Raw genomic sequence first — 16258 nt, forward strand, 5'->3', positions numbered from 1 at the left:
ACAAGGCAGAGGACAAAGCGGTGACCATCCCCGCACAGACCGGCAGCGCACAGGGCGCCGCCACCCTCACCAAGGACGCCGCCCCCGGCGAGACCCTGCTGAAGGTGACCGGGCTGCAGAAGCACTTCCCGATCAAGAAGGGCCTGCTGCAGCGCCAGGTCGGCGCGGTCCGCGCCGTCGACGGCATCGACTTCGAGGTCAGGTCCGGTGAGACCCTCGGTGTCGTGGGCGAGTCGGGCTGCGGCAAGTCGACCATGGGCCGGCTGATCACGCGGCTGCTGGAGCCGACCGCGGGCAAGGTCGAGTTCGAGGGCAGGGACATCACCCACCTCGGGGTCGGCGGGATGCGCCCGCTGCGCCGCGACGTGCAGATGATCTTCCAGGACCCGTACTCGTCGCTGAACCCGCGCCACACCATCGGCACGATCGTCAGCGCCCCCTTCAAGCTCCAGGGCGTCGAGCCCGAGGGCGGGGTCAAGAAGGAGGTCCAGCGGCTGCTGTCGGTGGTCGGTCTCAACCCCGAGCACTACAACCGCTACCCGCACGAGTTCTCCGGCGGCCAGCGCCAGCGCATCGGCATCGCCCGCGCGCTCGCGCTGAACCCGAAGCTGGTCGTGGCCGACGAGCCGGTCTCCGCGCTCGACGTGTCGATCCAGGCCCAGGTCGTCAACCTGCTCGACGACCTCCAGAGCGAGCTGGGCCTGACGTACGTGATCATCGCGCACGACCTGTCCGTCGTCCGGCACGTCTCGGACCGGATCGCGGTGATGTACCTCGGCAAGATCATGGAGCTGGCCGACCGGGACCAGCTCTACAAATCGCCGATGCACCCGTACACCAAGGCGCTGCTCTCGGCGGTGCCGATCCCGGACCCGTCCCGCAAGGCGGCCAAGAGCGAGCGCATCCTGCTCAAGGGCGACGTGCCCTCGCCGATCTCCCCGCCGAGCGGGTGCCGCTTCCACACCCGGTGCTGGAAGGCGACGCAGATCTGCACGACCACCGAGCCGCCGCTGAAGGAGCTGCGGCCGGGCCAGCAGGTGGCCTGCCACCACCCGGAGAACTTCGAGGACCAGGCCCCGCAGGACGTCGTCCTGCTGACCGCCGCCAAGGGGGCGGCGGAGCTGGTCTCCGAGGAGGCGCTGGCGGAGTCGGCGGCGACCTCGGCGGCGGTGGCCTCGGAGGCCGACACCGACACCCGGGACACCGGGCCCGCGTCGGACGGCGCGGAGTCCGTGGTGGACGGTGCGGAGTCCGCGGCGGAGGGTGCGGAGCCCGCCGTGAAGGGTGAGGGGGCCGTCGCGAAGGGCACTGCGTCCGGCTCGGACGACGCCGTGGTCGCTCCGGATGACGCGAAGCCCGCTTCGGACGGCGCGGAGCCCGTCGCGAAGGGTGCCGAGCCCGTGGTGGACGGTGCGGAACCCGCCGCGAAGGGTGCCGAGCCCGTCGGCGGGGCGGCGGACGCCGACGGCCCTGACGAGGAATCTCCCGCCAAGGAGAAGTGACCTTGCCCCGCCGGTGAGCCCCCGCCTTCGTTTGTAAGGCGGGGGCTCACCAGCAGGTGAGAATGGCAGGGTGTACGAGCAACTCTTCAGCCCCACCGTCCAGCACACGCTCGATCTGGTCGGCATCTTCGTCTTCGCCATCTCCGGCGCGCTGCTGGCCGTACGCAAGAACTTCGACGTGTTCGGCATCGCGGTCCTCGCCGAGGTCACCGCGCTGGGCGGCGGCCTGTTCCGGGACCTGGTCATCGGGGCCGTACCGCCCGCGGCCTTCACGGACCTCGGGTACTTCGTCACCCCGCTGCTCGCCACCGCGCTGGTCTTCTTCCTCCACCCGCACGTGGAGCGCCTCCAGACCGGCGTGAACGTCTTCGACGCGGCCGGCCTCGGCCTGTTCTGCGTCGCCGGCACCACCAAGGCGTACGACTACGGACTCGGCCTGACCGCCTCCGCGTGTCTGGGCCTGGCCACCGCGGTGGGCGGTGGTGTGCTGCGGGACGTGCTCGCCAACGAGGTGCCGTCGCTGCTGCGCTGGGACCGCGACCTGTACGCCGTCCCCGCCATCGTCGGCGCCACCATGGTCGCCCTGTGCATCCGCTACGAGGCCCTCACCCCCTTCACCAGCGGCCTGGCGGTGATCACGGCCTTCGTCCTGCGCCTGCTCGCGCTGCGCTTCCACTGGCGGGCACCCCGCGCCTGGAACCGGCGGTCGACGGTGGCGGAGGGGGACTGAGGGCCGGCCGGCCCGGGCCCCGGCTCCGCCGGCTCTCCGGGACGTCCTGCGGGACCTCTGCCGGGGGCTTCTGTCGGGACTCTGCCGGGAACGTCCCGGGAGAGGTCCCGTCAGACGTCCTCGGAGACGTCCTCGGAGACGTCCTCGGCGACGTCCTTGAGGAAGACGATCCCGTCACCGCTCGTCAGGTGCTCCGGGTCGAGCGGGGCGTAACCGAACCAGGGGGACACGCGGGCAGCGGGCCGCGTGCCGCCGAGGGCGGTGGCCAGCCGCCGCGGGTCGACGAGGCAGCGGTCCCCCGGGAGCGCGTACAGGAGTCCTTCGAGGGTGTCCGGCGGCGGGGCGTCCACTCCCCGGTGCCGGAGGGTGCCGAGGGCGGTGGCCAGGAAGGCGTACTCCTCGCCGAGCCCGGCGCTCACCAGGGCGCCGGCGCCCCACCACTCCACCGGACCCTGCCACATCCGCATCGTGCTCCTCTCCCGCTGGAGATGGGCGTTGTGGGCGTCGACGAGTACCGGCCCCCGGGCGGCGAGCGCCAGGAGGTTGTGGGCCATCATCAGGTCCCGCACGCCCAGCAGCCGGTTCATGCGGGCGGGGGAGGCGTCGGCCATCCAGTGGTGGTAGCGCAGCAGACCGGTCGCGGTGCGCCCGTACAGGCGGGCCCGCTCCCAGTCGTCCCGCGTGGTGTGCGCGCGCAGGTGCGGGGCCTGCTCGTCGAGCAGCGACACCAGATCGTCGGCGAGCAGCCGCAGCCGGACGGCCTCGGGCGACTGCCCGATGGACAGGGCCGGGTCCGTCATCGCGGCGGGGTCGGTCCACCGGTCGTCGGTGCCGAGGAGACGGTCGAGCGCCTCCTCGGTGCAGGGGAGCAGGCCGGCGTCCACCCGGGCCGCGAGGAAGCCGTGGAGTCCGGTGAGGGCCGCCCGCGGGCTCGCCGCGCCGGTGATCTCCAGCGGGCCGTCGATACCGGCGAAGCGGAGCCGGTCGGTGGCGGGCCTTCGTTCGTTGTGCGCGCGCATCCAGCGCACGAGGTCACGGTTGGCCGCCTGCGCGCCCCAGCCGTGGCTGAAGCCGTGCTCCATGACCTCGTCGAGGGTGCCCGTGCCCGAGGTGACGTAGGCGTCGACGGCCTGGCCCCTCAGGCAGTCGCTCTCGATCGCGACCGTCCGGTAGCCCTCCTCTTCGACGAGCTGCCGGAAGAGGTCGTTGCGCAGGCCGAGCAGCGTGTCCTCGCCGTGGGTGGGCTGCCCCAGGGCGAGCACCCGTGGCCGCGCGGGGAACAGCCCCATGACGGTGCCGGCCTCGACGGTCCGGGCGATGTCCTTGATGTCGGTAGCCATGCCTTCAACGGTATCGTTGAACTTTCGGTGGAAACTTTCGTGGAATAACGTGCGGTTCGTGGCTCGAAACCTTCAAAGTGACAGGCGTCTGAGGCCGGTCGACCTGGCGCGCGGGCACGGCCTGTCGACGCAGACCGTCAGGAACTACGAGGAGGACGGCATCCTCCCGGCCGCCGGTCGTACGGCCCACGGTTACCGCACCTACACGCCGCTGCACGCGCGGGCCCTGGGGGCGTTCCTCGCCCTGGTACCCGGTCACGGCCACCGGTCGGCGGCGGCGATCATGCGGGCCGTCAACCGCGGCGCGATGGACGAGGTGTTCCGGCTCGTCGACGAGAGCCACGCCCAGCTGTTCGACGACCGGCGGACGCTGCGGGCCGTGGAGAGCGCGCTGCGCGATCTGGCACCCGCCACGGCGCCCGTGCCGGCCGCGCCCACCACCGTCCCCGGACGCGACTCGACGGCGCCCACCACCGTCCCCGGACGCGACTCGACGGCGCCCGGCTCCGGCTCCGGCTCCGGCGGTACGTTCGTCGGGCCGCTGGCGGAGGAACTCGGCGTCCGGCCCGCGACGCTGCGCGCGTGGGAGCGTGCCGGGCTGGTGCGTCCGCGCCGCGATCCGCTGACCGGATACCGCGTCTACGACGAGGCCGATGTGCGGGACGCCCGACTCGTCCACCAGCTCAGGCGGGGCGGCTACCTGCTGGAGCAGATCGCGCCCGTGATCGTCCGGGTACGGACGGCCGGTGGCGTGGAGCCCTTGGAGGCCACCCTGCGCGACTGGCACGACCGGGTGTCGGCCCGCGGACGGGCGATGCTGACGGGGGCCGCCGAGCTGGCCGCGTACCTCCGTGAGTCCGAAGGGGACAGCACCTCGGCCGTCTAAAAGCTACCGCTTAGTAGGCTCCCTGTTGTACCGTGCGGCCATGCCAGAAGCAGCCTCCGCAGCGGCCACGCGTGCCGCCATCGGCGCCAGTGAGTTCGATCGGGACACCGCCGTCACCCGGCGCGCCCCGGGTGTGTACGACATCGACCTCTCCGCCGGCTGGACGATCATCAGCGCCGTCAACGGCGGGTACCTGCTGGCCGTGCTGGGCCGCGCCCTCGGGGACGCGCTCCCGCACCCCGACCCCTTCACCGTCTCGGCCCACTACCTCACCGCCTCCCGGCCGGGTCCGGCGGTCGTGCGCACCGAGACCGTCCGGGCGGGGCGCACCCTCTCCAGCGGTCAGGCCTCGCTCTTCCAGTACGACGACGACGGCAACGAGGTGGAGCGCATCCGGGTCCTCGCCTCCTACGGTGACCTCGACACGCTGCCCGACGACGTCCGCACCTCGGCGAAGCCGCCCGCGATGCCGCCGATGGACCAGTGCTTCGGTGCGCAGGACGGCCCCGTCCCCGTCGACGGCAGCTCCGCCATCACCGACCGGCTGATGCTCAGGCTGGACCCCGCCACGCTGGGCTGGGCCCTCGGGCAGCCCTCGGGCAGGGGTGAGATGCGGGCCTGGTTCGGACTCGCCGACGGGCGCGACGCCGACCCGCTGTCGCTGCTCCTCGCGGTGGACGCGCTGCCGCCGACCGCCTTCGAACTCGGACTGAAGGGCTGGGTGCCCACGGTCGAGCTGACCGTGCACGTGCGGTGCCGGCCGGCGCCGGGTCCGCTGCGCGTCGCCGTGACCACCCGCAACCTGGCCGGCGGGTTCCTGGAGGAGGACGCCGAGGTCTGGGACAGCGCCGACCGCCTGGTGGCCCAGTCCCGCCAGCTGGCCCGGGTCCGGCTCGGCTGACCCGCGGCGGTCGGGCCGGGTCGCACCACGGCGAGAAACCGCTGGGGCGGGCCGGCGCGGTCGAACCACTGCGGCGGCCCACCGCGGGTGAACCGCCGCGCGAGCCGCCCCAGCCGGATTCACCGCAGCCACCGTCCAGCACGCCCACCGTCCACCCTCCACCGCGTCCACCGTCCACCGTGCCGACCGAGTCGACCGAGTTCACCGTGCCGACCGAGTCCACCGCGTGACAGGGCGCGCGCCGGTGGGAGGTGTGTCCGACGCGGGCCGGCGTCGCGTCAGTCGAGCCAGTGCCGGCGGCCGACGGTGATCAGCCGCATCTGGCGGGTCGCCGTTTCGGTGGCCTGCCGGCGCTCCTCCTCCGGGGCCTCCAGCGCCTCCAGGAACAGCGACGCCGTGATCAGCATCTGGTCGACGTACAGGCCGGCGAGCATCCGCAGATCGGCGTCGCTCCACCCCTCCGACAGGGAGTCCTTGGCCAGCTCGGCCCGTACCTCCTCGGCGAACCGCGCCAGTTGCTCCCGTATGGCCTCCCGCACCGGCTGCACCCCGCCGTGCCGCTCGCGCGCGATGAACCGGACGTGGGCCGGGTGCGCGGCCACATGTCCGGCGATCAGCCCGACCGCGCGGGCGATGCGTTCGTCACTGTCCTCGGACGGCGACACCGTGGTCCCGATCATCGGGTGCAGGCTGCCCAGCGCCTCCTCGACCAGCGCCACGCCGAGGTCGGCGGTGGAGCGGAAGTGCCGGTAGAAGGCGGTCGGGGCGACGCCCACGGCGCGGGTGACCTCACGCAGACCGAGGCTGCTCAGGCTCTGTTCCTCCAGCAGTCCGAGAGCCGCGTCCAGGAGCGCCTGCCGGGTCTTCCGCTTCTGGGCCTGCCGAACACCGGAGATGTGACTCATACCATGCAGTTAACAACTGTTCTCCGGAATTGAAAAGCGGTGAAGCGGGCTAGACTGGGAAGTCAGTGAACAAGTGTGACTACAGTCGTTCACCGAAGGTTGGGGGATCCGCTCCATGCTGTTTCTCGTCGTCGCTCTCCTGCTCCTCGGCGTGGTGCTGGGCACCGTGGCCCACGCGCCGCTCACCTTCTCCGTCGCCGCCGGCCTCGTCATCGCCGTCTGGCTCGGCGTCTTCGCGATCCGCGAGCGGCACGGCCGCCGGCGGAGCACCTCCGCCCACTGACGCACGGACCGTCGACCGCAGGGAGAACACCATGCAGCTCACCGCACCGGCCACCCGCCGGACCGGTATCCGGGACACCGACGGCATGGCCGTCGCCTCCTTCGTCCTCGGCCTGCTCGGCCTGCTCGTCCTCAACGTCTTCCTGGGGCCCGTCGCCATCGTCCTGGCGAGCATCGCCCTGCGGCGCGGTACCGCCCGCCGCGGCCGGGCCCTCCTCGGCCTCGGCCTGGGCGTCGCCGACCTGCTGGTCCTGGTGGCGTTCATGTCCGCGGACAGCACGCCGTCCTGGAGTCTGTGAACCGCCACAGCGCGCGGCGGGCCCGGGGATCAGGCCGGGCTTGGTCTGAGGCCGGACGGGGCCGCCCCGTAGAATCGGCCCCACCATGGCTTACCTCGACCACGCCGCGACCACCCCGATGCTTCCCGAAGCGGTCGAGGCACTCACCGCGCACCTGAGCGTCACCGGCAACGCCTCGTCCCTCCACGCATCCGGCCGCCGTGCACGGCGCACCGTCGAGGAGGCCCGCGAGACCCTCGCCGAATCCCTCGGTGCCCGGCCCAGCGAGGTGGTCCTCACCTCCGGCGGCACCGAGGCCGACAACCTCGCCGTCAAGGGCCTGTACTGGGCCCGCCGCGACGCCGACCCGGCCCGTACCCGGGTCCTGGCCAGTCCCGTCGAGCACCACGCGGTCCTCGACGCCGTGCACTGGCTCGGCGAGCACGAGGGCGCGACGGTCGAGTACCTGCCGGTGGACGCCCACGGCCGCGTCCACCCCGAGGCACTGCGCGAGGCCATCGCCCGCGACCCCGACGACGTGGCCCTCGCCACCGTCATGTGGGCCAACAACGAGATCGGCACGATCATGCCGGTCCGGGGACTGGCCGACGCCGCCGCCGAGTTCGACGTCCCGCTGCACGCCGACGCGGTCCAGGCCGTCGGCCAGCTCCCGGTCGACTTCGCCGCCTCCGGGCTCGCCGCGATGACGGTTTCCGGCCACAAGGTCGGCGGCCCCTACGGCATCGGCGCGCTGCTCCTCGGCCGTCGGTACAGCCCCGTACCGGTCCTGCACGGCGGCGGCCAGGAACGCCACGTGCGCTCCGGCACCCTCGACGTCCCCGCCGTCACCTCCTTCGCGGTCGCCGGCCGCCTCGCCGCCGAGCGTCAGGAGTGGTTCGCCCGCGAGATCGGCGCCCTGCGCGACGACCTGGTCGACGCCGTCCGTACGGCCGTCCCGGACGCGATCCTCGGCGGCGACCCCGCACCGGGGGGCCGCCTCCCCGCCAACGCCCACTTCACCTTCCCCGGCTGCGAGGGCGACTCCCTGCTGCTCCTGCTCGACGCCCAGGGCATCGAATGCTCCACCGGCTCCGCCTGCACCGCCGGGGTCGCCCAGCCCAGCCACGTCCTGCTGGCCACCGGAACCGCCCCGGACCTGGCCCGCGGCACCCTGCGCTTCTCCCTCGGCCACACCTCCGCGAAGGCCGACGTCGAGGCGCTCGCCGAGGCCATCGGCCCGGCGGTGGAACGGGCACGGGCGGCCGGACTGACGTAGGGGTCAGGCGCTTTCCGGGGCGGTGGGGGAGGGGGCGCTCGTCGCCGCGCGCCGCACCAGCTTCATGTACCGGTCCCAGTCCCAGTGCGGCCCCGGGTCGGTGTGGTCGGTGCCCGGCACCTGCACGTGACCGATGATGTGCTCGCGGTCGACGGGTATGTCGTACCGCGCGCAGATCCCCGCCGTCAGCCGCGCGGAGGCCGCGTACATCGCGTCGGTGAGGTCCTGCGGGCGGTCCACGAAGCCCTCGTGCTCGATGCCGACACTGCGCTCGTTGTAGTCGCGGTTGCCCGCGTGGTACGCCACGTCCAGCTCGCGGATCATCTGGGTGACGCGTCCGTCCTGCCCGACGATGTAATGCGTGGCCGCCTGGTGACCGGGGTCCTGGAACGCCTTGACCGCACTGGCGAAACTGCCCTGGGTGACGTGGACGATCACCATGTCGATGCCGAAGTCGTCGGGCCGGTCGGCACGCCGCCAGTTCGCGTCCGAGGCCGCCACCCACCGCGCGCCGCCGTAGTCGACCGCACCCTCCTCACGGGGCCGCTCGACGCCCGGGGTGCGCCACCACAGGCGGGCCAGCTCGTCGCGGGCCAGCACCGCCGTGCCCACGGCCGCCGCGGTGCCGCCGACCAGCAGCGCCCGCCGGCCGATGCGCCGGTCCGCGTCCTTGGACCCGCCGGTGGACCCGCCGGCGCGCCCACCGGCGGAGCCGTCCGCGGATGAGCCTCTGGATTCGTGCTTCGCCCCCATGCGATCTTCAACGCATACTCGCGGGCTCCGGTTCCCGCCTCCCCGTACTCTGGAGGGGTTATGACTCACACCCCGCAGCGCACCCGTCCCCTCCGCGTCCTCGCCGCCATGTCGGGCGGAGTCGACTCCGCCGTCGCCGCCGCCCGCGCGGCCGAGGCGGGGCACGACGTGACCGGCGTCCATCTCGCACTCTCCGCGAACCCCCAGTCCTTCCGCACCGGCGCGCGGGGCTGTTGCACCATCGAGGACTCGCGGGACGCCCGCCGCGCCGCCGACGTCATCGGCATCCCGTTCTACGTGTGGGACCTCGCCGACCGCTTCCGGGAGGACGTGGTCGAGGACTTCGTCGCCGAGTACGAGGCCGGACGCACTCCGAACCCCTGCCTGCGCTGCAACGAGAAGATCAAGTTCGCCGCGCTGCTCGACAAGGCGCTGGCCCTCGGCTTCGACGCCGTCTGCACCGGCCACTACGCCAAGGTGATCCTGCGCGAGGACGGCACGCGCGAGCTGCACCGCGCCTCCGACATGGCCAAGGACCAGAGCTACGTCCTCGGCGTCCTGGACGACCGGCAGCTCGCGCACGCGATGTTCCCGCTCGGCGACACCCTCACCACCAAGGACGAGATCCGCGCGGAGGCCGAGCGCAGGGGACTGGCGGTGGCCAAGAAGCCCGACTCGCACGACATCTGCTTCATCGCCGACGGCGACACCCAGGGCTTCCTCGCCGGCCGGCTCGGCCGCGCGGAGGGCGACATCGTCGACGAGGCGGGCAACCGGCTCGGCACCCACGAGGGGGCGTACGGCTACACCATCGGCCAGCGCAAGGGCCTCAGGATCGGCACCCCGGCCCCCGACGGCAAGCCGCGCTACGTCCTGGACATCTCGCCCGTGGACAACACCGTCACGGTGGGCCCTGCGGAGGCGCTCGACGTCCACGCGCTGCGGGCGGTCAAGCCCCGCTGGTGCGGCGCCGCCCCCACCGGCCCCGGCGCCTACACGGCCCAGCTCCGCGCGCACGGCGGCGAGACGCAGGTGCGGGCCGAGCTGGTCGACGGCTCCCTGGAGGTGTCGTTCGAGGAGCCGGTGCGCGGAGTCGCCCCCGGCCAGGCGATCGTGCTGTACGACGGCACGCGCGTAGTGGGCTCGGCGACGATCGCGTCGACGGTGCGCGCGGCATCGGCAGTTTGACCCAGGTGCCTGAGGCGTAACAGCGGTCAACGGCGCGTGACGAGCCCTGGCGCATCTCGGGATGTCACCTTAGGCTCGGTGGTGCGGATTACCCGCACGTAACACCCTAAGGCGGTGGTCTCATCCCCGTCTCGTCAGGAGGTCGGACGTGCTGCTCAGTTTCCGGGTGGCCAACCACAGATCCATCCGCGAGGAGACCGAACTCTCCTTGGTGGCGACCGACCTCAACGAGGGCACCGCACGCGAGACCGGCGCCCGCTCCGAGGGCAGGCCGGTCTCCGTGCTGCCGGCGGTCGGGATTTTCGGGGCGAACGCCTCCGGCAAGAGCAATGTCCTGAATGCCCTGCGGTTCATGCGGTCGGCCGTGCTGGACTCCTTCGCGGACTGGAGCAAGAGAGCCGAGATCCCGCGCCAGCCCTTCGAACTCGACCCGGGCGCACAGGAGGAGACGAGCTTCTTCGAAGCGGACCTCCTGCTCGGCAAGGACCGTGTCCGTTACACCTACGGCTTCGAGTTGTCGGACGAGCGGGTGGAAGCCGAGTGGCTGCACGCCTACCCGTCCGGGCGGCGCCAGATCTGGTTCGACCGCGAGGCAGGCCGACCGGACGACGAGGGCGGCGAGTTTCGCTTCCCCGGAACCGGCCTGAAGGGCCAGAAGGACCTCATCGTCACCTCCACCCGACCCGACGCCCTGTTCCTCACGGTCGGCGCCACGCTCAATCACCCCGGGCTCGCGGCGGTCCACCGCTGGTTCGTCAACAACCTGTGGCTCGTCACATCCGTCTCTGACGTTCCGCACCGCACGGAATGGACCCGTAAACGGCTGACCGACCGCAAATCCGGCGCCCGCCTGCGCGAGCGCATCGGCGCCATGCTGGCCGCCGCGGACCTGGGGGTCTCGGGGCTGACCCTCGACCCCGAGAGTGGTGAGGTGCAACTGTTGCACCGCAGCGCCGACGGGATCCCTCGCCCCCTCGACTTCTGGGACCAGGAGTCCCTGGGCACGCACGCCTGGTTCGCGTTTCTGGGTCCGCTCTTCCATGTGCTGGAGCAGGGCGGAGTCCTCCTCGCCGACGAACTCGACTCCAGCCTGCACCCGATCCTCGCCGCGGAAGTCCTCCGCCTCTTCCAGGACCACGAGGCCAACCCGCGCCTCGCCCAGCTGATCTTCACCACGCATGACGCGACCCTGCTGGGCCCGTCCGTGGTGGAGCGGCCGCTGGACCGCGACCAGGTGTGGATCGCGCTGAAGAAGACCACTGGCGAGTCCCAGCTCTACCCCATCACGGCCGCACGCAAGGCCCGTCGCGACGACAACCTGGAACGCCGCTACCTGCACGGCCACTACGGCGGCGTCCCACGTTTGACCAGTGGCGAGATCGCACGGCAGATCGCACTCATCGAAGAGGGGCTGCGGGCAACAGCGTGAGCAGGGCACAGCAGAACCAAAACCAGCCGGGAAACCGCCGCCGTCGTCGCCGGGACTGGGAAGCGACCCCGTCGGTCCGCAGACCGGCCCAGTTCTACGGGGACGAATCCCGGCGGGTGGTCTACGTGGCCGCAGAGGGGGAGAGGACCGAGCGCGACTACGTCACCCTGCTGAACTCGGCTTACGGAGAGCGCCAGAAATTCTTCCTCAAGTTTTCCGAGACCAGGAAGGGACTCCGCCCCACAGAGGTCGTTGACCTCGTCCTCGCGTCGGCATCCGCTCCCGAGGACGAGAAGTGGGCCCTCTTCGACCGTGACGCCCTGGACAACCGGGACCAGGACATCCCCGAGGCCATGCGCGACGCGGCGAAGCAGGGGGTCCAGGTGGCCCTTTCCCACCCCTCCTTCGAACTGTGGCTGCTCCTGCACTTCCAGCAGTTCACCGGCCAGGAAGGAGGTATCTCGGACACAGTGGTGCAACGGCTGCGGGCGCATCGCGAGGCGAAAGGTTTCGAGCACTACGACACGGGCTCCGGCGACCAGGGCAAGGGCATCACCGAGGAGCAGGGCCGCACCCTCACGGACCCGGACAAGCAGCGTGAGAAGACGGCCGTACGAAACGCCCGCAAGCTGGTGGGCATGTGCGCGCACGGAGGCTGCTCGGGCCGGGGCGTCGACCACTCCGCGATCCCCGGCCCTCGCACCGAGACCTACGAGCAGTGGACCCGCCGCAGCGGCCACGCCGAGAACTGCGACCCGCTCAAGCGGGACCCCTCCTCCGACGTGTGGCGCCTGCTCGTCCAGCTCGGGATCGTCGAGGACGAGACGCGGAGCGCCTGAGTCCGTATGCCGCCCGTCCGGCGATTTCTGGCGGAGCCGCCGACCGGACTAGGCTGCCGGGGTTCTCCCCATTCCCGACGGTGTACGAAGGACCGGTCCGTGGCCAGACTGACCCTGCCCCAGCTCGAACGGCATCTGTACTCGGCCGCCGACATCCTGCGCGGGCGGATGGACGCCTCGGAATACCGGGACTACATCTTCGGGATGCTCTTCCTGAAGCGTTCCTCGGACGAGTTCCAACCGGAGTGGGAGCGGATCTACCACGCGGAGCTCGAACGGCCGGGCAAGGAGGAGAAGGACGCCCTCGCCCGCGCCAACGACCCGGAGAGCTACCCTCGCGTCTTCTACGTGCCCCAGAAGGCACGCTGGTGGAAGGGCCCCCACAAGTACCACGAGCCGCTGGAGGAAGGCGGCCCGATCCCGGAGCCTGAGCCTGGCATCTCCGGCCTCACGGAACAGGTCGGACAGGGCCTCGACCAGGCGCTGGCGGCACTCACCGGCTCCAACCGGCGCCTGGCCGGAGTCACCTCGCACATCTCCTTCAACGACACGGTCGGTACCAAGACCCGCTTCACGACCGCCGAACTCCGCTCGCTGATCCGCCACTTCACCCTCTATCGGCTGCGCAACGAGGACTTCGAGTTCCCGGACATGCTGGGCGCGGCGTACGAGTACCTGCTGGCCAGCTTCGCCGACACGGCCGGGCAGCGGGGCGGAGAGTTCTACACCCCGCGCGAGGTCGTACGGATGATGGTCCGGCTGGTCGATCCACAGGAGCGGGAATCGGTCTACGACCCCTGCGCAGGCTCCGGCGGCATGCTCATCGCCGCCCGCGAACACGTCGAGGAACACGGCGGTGACCCGCGAAACCTGTCCGTCAACGGCCAGGACAAGAACGGCCCCTCGTGGTCCATGGCGAGCATGAACATGGTGCTGCACGGCATCCAGGAATTCGAGCTGGAGCTGGGCGACACCCTCACCGAGCCGCTGCACTGGAGGCCGGACGGCAGCAAGCAGCTGCGGACCTTCACGAAGGTGCTCTCGAACCCTCCCTTCTCCCTCCCCTACGACAAGCACGAGGTCGAGAAGGCCGAGGAGGTACACGGCACCCGGATGAAATGGGGCTGGGCGCCGGAAACCGGTAAGAAGGCCGACCTGATGTTCGTCCAGCACATGATCTCCGTGCTGGAACGGGACGGTGTCGCTGCCACCGTCATGCCACACGGCGTGCTCTTCCGGGGCGGCAAGGAACGCGACATCCGCAGGAAGCTTCTGGAGGACGACTGCGTTGAGGCGGTCATCGGCCTCGGCCCCAACCTCTTCTACGGCACCGGCATCCCGGGCTGCATCCTGATCCTGCGCCGACCGCACCGCAAGCTCGGCGACCGGCAGGGCAACGTCCTGTTCATCAACGCCGACCGCGAGTACCGCCCGGGACGCAACCAGAACGTCCTCGGCCCCGAACACGTCGAGAAGATCGTCACCGCGTACCGGGACTGGACCCCGATCGCCGGCTACTCCCGTGTGGTCAGCCGGGACACCCTGCTCGCCGCCGACTGCAACCTCAACATCCGCCGCTGGGTCGACAACTCCCCGCCCGCCGAACCACAGGACGTGCGAGCGCACCTGTACGGGGGAGTGCCGAGGGCGGAGATCGACGCGAGGAGGGAGGCGTTCTCGTCCTACGGCGTGGACCTGCTGTCACTCTTCGCGAAGCGTCCGGACGACGACGCGTACGTCGACTTCCTGCCCGAGGGCCCGGACACCACGGCGGAACGCATTCCGGGACTCGCGGCGGCGAAGGAGAGCGAACTGCGCGAGCGGTACGAGGAGTGGTGGGCGAAACAAGCCGAACACTTCACCCACCTCACCGTGGACCGAAAGCCGATGCGCCTGCGGGAACGCCTGCTCGCGGACTTCCGCAAGGCGATCGAACCAGTCGGCATCCTGGACCAGTACCAGACGGCCGGGATCATCGCCGACTGGTGGGCCTCGGCGCGCTACGACGTGAAGGCCCTCGCGGCCGGCGGCTACGAGCGGGTTCTGGACGGCTGGGTGGAGACGGTGGAGACCGTGGTCAACCCGGTCGTCCCGAAGACGGACGACGACGCCGACACGGACGGACGCCCCCGCCGTGGCCGCGCCAAGTCCACCGTCTCGACGGCGGACAAGCGCCGTGCCCTGGACGAGCCGGTGGTACGCGCCCTGATCCCCGACTTCCTGGCCGAGGTCGCCCGCGCGGACGCGGCACTCGCGAAGGCGGACGCCGCGTACAAGACGGCGGTGGCCGAGCTCGCGGAGGCTCAGAGCCCCGCGCAGGCCCCAGACGCGGACGACGGGGAGTCTTCGGATCCGGAGGACATCGACGAGGACACGCCCACGCCCGAGCCGGTCGACCCGGAGAAGCTCGCCGCCCTGGAGACTGCGGTCACCGGGCGCCGCAAGGAACGCACGGCGGCATCGAAGCACCGGTCGGCGCTGGACGCGAAGTTTTTGGGCGAGTTGAAGGCGGCGGCCGAGATGGCCAAGGCCCAGGACGACGGACAGCGTGTCGTCCTGCGGGTCCTTGGCGAGGGACTCGCCGCCCGCCTCGACACGACGGCCGCCGCCGGTCGCCGGGAACTAGTCGCGGCCTTCCGCTGCTGGACGGAGAAGTACGCGGTGTCTCTGGCGGAGCTGGAAGCGGAGAGCGACGGGGCGGCGGAGGAGTTCGAGGCGTGGATTGAGGAGCTGGGTTATGGGCAATGAAGTTGGGCGCGCGGCCTATCCGGTGGTTCCGCTGAAGGATGTCTTGGTGCATATCGAGACCGGCTGGAGTCCGGTCTGCTCGTCGAAGCCACCAGGCCCCGATGAGTGGGGTGTGATCAAGCTCAGCGCGGTCACAAGTGGGAAGTTCGTGGAATCCGAGGCTAAGGCGTTCCCTTCAGGATCCCTTCCGCGTACGGGATTTGAAATTCGCGAGGGAGATGTTTTGATGTCTCGCGCGAACGGCGTGAAAAGTCTCGTCGGAGTTGGCTGTGTCGTGGGTTCAGTCAGACGCTTTCTACTTCTCCCTGATCTAGTTTTTCGCCTTGTTCCGGACCCTGATAGGTTGGATCCCGCATATCTTGGGCTAACTCTTTCGACCGTCGGACTGCGTAGCCAAGTTGAAGCAGTCATGAGAGGGACCAGCGGACAATATAAAATTTCCAAGGCTGACATCCATGCCTTGCGTGTTCCCGTTCCTGAACTCGTGGAGCAGCGCAAGATCGTCGCATCCCATGCGATGGTGCGACGACGGATCGAGGCTTTGAGGAGGGTTTGTGTGAAGCTGACAAAGCTCCGCGGCAGTTTGATTTCCGACCTCATCGAAGGGCCGATGGAAGCAGTTGGTGACCTGCTTGTAGAGAGGCCGAAAAACGGGTACTCGCCCGTGGAGGTATCCGAGTGGACAGAGTTGCTGACACTCGGATTGGGCTGTCTCACTGCGACGGGCTTCAAGCCCCGTCAGTTGAAGCGGGTGCCCGTGAGTGATGTCGCCCGTAAGTTCCAACTTGCTGATGGCGATCTACTGATGAGCCGGGCCAATACGCGAGAGCTGGTAGGGCTTGTGGGGCGATACCGGGACGTTGGATCTCCCTGTATCTACCCGGACTTGATGATGAGGTTGCGTCCGGATACTCGGCGCTGCAGGGCTGATTACTTGGAAATCGTGCTGCGGATGGCGTCCGTTCGAAGGGCGATACAGGGCGAGGCGCGTGGTACAAGTGAAAGTATGGTGAAGGTCAGCGCCGAGATGGTTGAGTCGCTGCGAATTCCCGTTCCCTCGCCTGAAAAGCAACGGAAGGTCGTAGAGGCCCTCTCTGCTGTGGATAGCAGGATCGCGTCTTGTGATGCAGTAATTAGTAAGCTGAGTTCGATTCAGCATGGGATGACGGAAGGAATGTTCGCCAATCGTTAGGCGTGCTGC

General features: G+C 70.3%; 15 protein-coding genes. 12 read left to right on the forward strand and 3 right to left on the reverse strand.

The annotated features are described in order from the left end of the window. The first annotated feature begins 20 nt into the window (after positions 1 to 20). Positions 21 to 1502 carry an ABC transporter ATP-binding protein gene (locus ACVV2G_RS30170; protein WP_453845963.1) on the forward strand — a complete coding sequence of 494 codons (1482 nt, stop codon included), beginning with the start codon at positions 21 to 23 and terminating at the stop codon, positions 1500 to 1502. Positions 1503 to 1572: 70 nt separating this feature from the next. Next, positions 1573 to 2232, forward strand: a complete 660-nt coding sequence (locus ACVV2G_RS30175; RefSeq protein WP_453845964.1) for a trimeric intracellular cation channel family protein — start codon at positions 1573 to 1575, stop codon at positions 2230 to 2232. 110 nt (positions 2233 to 2342) lie between these two features. Here ACVV2G_RS30175 and ACVV2G_RS30180 read toward each other — a convergent pair whose 3' ends face one another. Further along, positions 2343 to 3572 carry an erythromycin esterase family protein gene (locus ACVV2G_RS30180; protein WP_453845965.1) on the reverse strand — a complete coding sequence of 410 codons (1230 nt, stop codon included), beginning with the start codon at positions 3570 to 3572 and terminating at the stop codon, positions 2343 to 2345. A 58-nt stretch (positions 3573 to 3630) separates the two neighbouring features. Here ACVV2G_RS30180 and ACVV2G_RS30185 point away from each other — a divergent pair, with 58 nt between their 5' ends. Next, positions 3631 to 4458 carry a TioE family transcriptional regulator gene (locus tag ACVV2G_RS30185; RefSeq protein ID WP_453845966.1) on the forward strand — a complete coding sequence of 276 codons (828 nt, stop codon included), beginning with the start codon at positions 3631 to 3633 and terminating at the stop codon, positions 4456 to 4458. Positions 4459 to 4498: 40 nt separating this feature from the next. Beyond that, a complete protein-coding gene (locus ACVV2G_RS30190; protein WP_453845967.1) occupies positions 4499 to 5359 on the forward strand; it encodes a thioesterase family protein in 861 nt (286 codons plus the stop codon). A gap of 278 nt (positions 5360 to 5637) precedes the next feature. Here ACVV2G_RS30190 and ACVV2G_RS30195 read toward each other — a convergent pair whose 3' ends face one another. Further along, positions 5638 to 6264 carry a TetR family transcriptional regulator gene (locus ACVV2G_RS30195; protein ID WP_453845968.1) on the reverse strand — a complete coding sequence of 209 codons (627 nt, stop codon included), beginning with the start codon at positions 6262 to 6264 and terminating at the stop codon, positions 5638 to 5640. 115 nt (positions 6265 to 6379) lie between these two features. Here ACVV2G_RS30195 and ACVV2G_RS30200 point away from each other — a divergent pair, with 115 nt between their 5' ends. The 3 genes from ACVV2G_RS30200 (at position 6380) to ACVV2G_RS30210 (ending at position 8100) form a co-directional block, all read left to right on the forward strand. Beyond that, positions 6380 to 6547 (forward strand): hypothetical protein, encoded by a 168-nt coding sequence (locus ACVV2G_RS30200; protein ID WP_453845969.1) that lies wholly within the window; start codon positions 6380 to 6382, stop codon positions 6545 to 6547. Between the two features lie 31 nt (positions 6548 to 6578). After that, the gene (locus tag ACVV2G_RS30205; RefSeq protein ID WP_453845970.1) at positions 6579 to 6845 is read left to right on the forward strand and encodes a DUF4190 domain-containing protein; all 267 of its coding nucleotides are present in this window, start codon (positions 6579 to 6581) and stop codon (positions 6843 to 6845) included. 85 nt (positions 6846 to 6930) lie between these two features. After that, the gene (locus ACVV2G_RS30210) at positions 6931 to 8100 is read left to right on the forward strand and encodes a cysteine desulfurase family protein (RefSeq protein ID WP_453845971.1); all 1170 of its coding nucleotides are present in this window, start codon (positions 6931 to 6933) and stop codon (positions 8098 to 8100) included. A 3-nt stretch (positions 8101 to 8103) separates the two neighbouring features. Here ACVV2G_RS30210 and ACVV2G_RS30215 read toward each other — a convergent pair whose 3' ends face one another. Further along, positions 8104 to 8853, reverse strand: coding sequence for an N-acetylmuramoyl-L-alanine amidase (locus tag ACVV2G_RS30215; RefSeq protein WP_453845972.1), 750 nt, complete (start codon positions 8851 to 8853; stop codon positions 8104 to 8106). Between the two features lie 60 nt (positions 8854 to 8913). Here ACVV2G_RS30215 and mnmA point away from each other — a divergent pair, with 60 nt between their 5' ends. From mnmA to ACVV2G_RS30240, 5 genes are all read left to right on the forward strand, one after another. Beyond that, positions 8914 to 10041: a tRNA 2-thiouridine(34) synthase MnmA gene (mnmA, locus tag ACVV2G_RS30220; protein ID WP_453845973.1), complete on the forward strand. Its 1128-nt coding sequence runs from the start codon at positions 8914 to 8916 to the stop codon at positions 10039 to 10041. A gap of 148 nt (positions 10042 to 10189) precedes the next feature. Further along, a complete protein-coding gene (locus ACVV2G_RS30225) occupies positions 10190 to 11470 on the forward strand; it encodes an AAA family ATPase (RefSeq protein ID WP_453845974.1) in 1281 nt (426 codons plus the stop codon). Between the two features lie 125 nt (positions 11471 to 11595). Continuing rightward, positions 11596 to 12309 (forward strand): RloB family protein, encoded by a 714-nt coding sequence (locus tag ACVV2G_RS30230; protein ID WP_453845975.1) that lies wholly within the window; start codon positions 11596 to 11598, stop codon positions 12307 to 12309. A 99-nt stretch (positions 12310 to 12408) separates the two neighbouring features. Continuing rightward, positions 12409 to 15057 (forward strand): type I restriction-modification system subunit M, encoded by a 2649-nt coding sequence (locus tag ACVV2G_RS30235; RefSeq protein ID WP_453845976.1) that lies wholly within the window; start codon positions 12409 to 12411, stop codon positions 15055 to 15057. Next, entirely contained in the window at positions 15047 to 16249 is a 1203-nt protein-coding gene (locus ACVV2G_RS30240; RefSeq protein ID WP_453845977.1) for a restriction endonuclease subunit S domain-containing protein, read from the forward strand. Before ACVV2G_RS30235 ends, ACVV2G_RS30240 begins: the two co-directional genes overlap by 11 nt. Positions 16250 to 16258: the final 9 nt, after the last annotated feature.

It is taken from the genome of Streptomyces sp. JK94 (genome assembly GCF_053613315.1).

Coding starts and splice junctions, on each gene's coding strand:
- ACVV2G_RS30180 (WP_453845965.1), bottom strand. CDS start 3,572: ATGGCTACCGACATCAAGGACATCGCCCGGACCGTCGAGGCCGGCACC.
- ACVV2G_RS30190 (WP_453845967.1), top strand. CDS start 4,499: ATGCCAGAAGCAGCCTCCGCAGCGGCCACGCGTGCCGCCATCGGCGCC.
- ACVV2G_RS30195 (WP_453845968.1), bottom strand. CDS start 6,264: ATGAGTCACATCTCCGGTGTTCGGCAGGCCCAGAAGCGGAAGACCCGG.
- ACVV2G_RS30200 (WP_453845969.1), top strand. CDS start 6,380: ATGCTGTTTCTCGTCGTCGCTCTCCTGCTCCTCGGCGTGGTGCTGGGC.
- ACVV2G_RS30205 (WP_453845970.1), top strand. CDS start 6,579: ATGCAGCTCACCGCACCGGCCACCCGCCGGACCGGTATCCGGGACACC.
- ACVV2G_RS30210 (WP_453845971.1), top strand. CDS start 6,931: ATGGCTTACCTCGACCACGCCGCGACCACCCCGATGCTTCCCGAAGCG.
- ACVV2G_RS30215 (WP_453845972.1), bottom strand. CDS start 8,853: ATGGGGGCGAAGCACGAATCCAGAGGCTCATCCGCGGACGGCTCCGCC.
- mnmA (WP_453845973.1), top strand. CDS start 8,914: ATGACTCACACCCCGCAGCGCACCCGTCCCCTCCGCGTCCTCGCCGCC.
- ACVV2G_RS30240 (WP_453845977.1), top strand. CDS start 15,047: ATGGGCAATGAAGTTGGGCGCGCGGCCTATCCGGTGGTTCCGCTGAAG.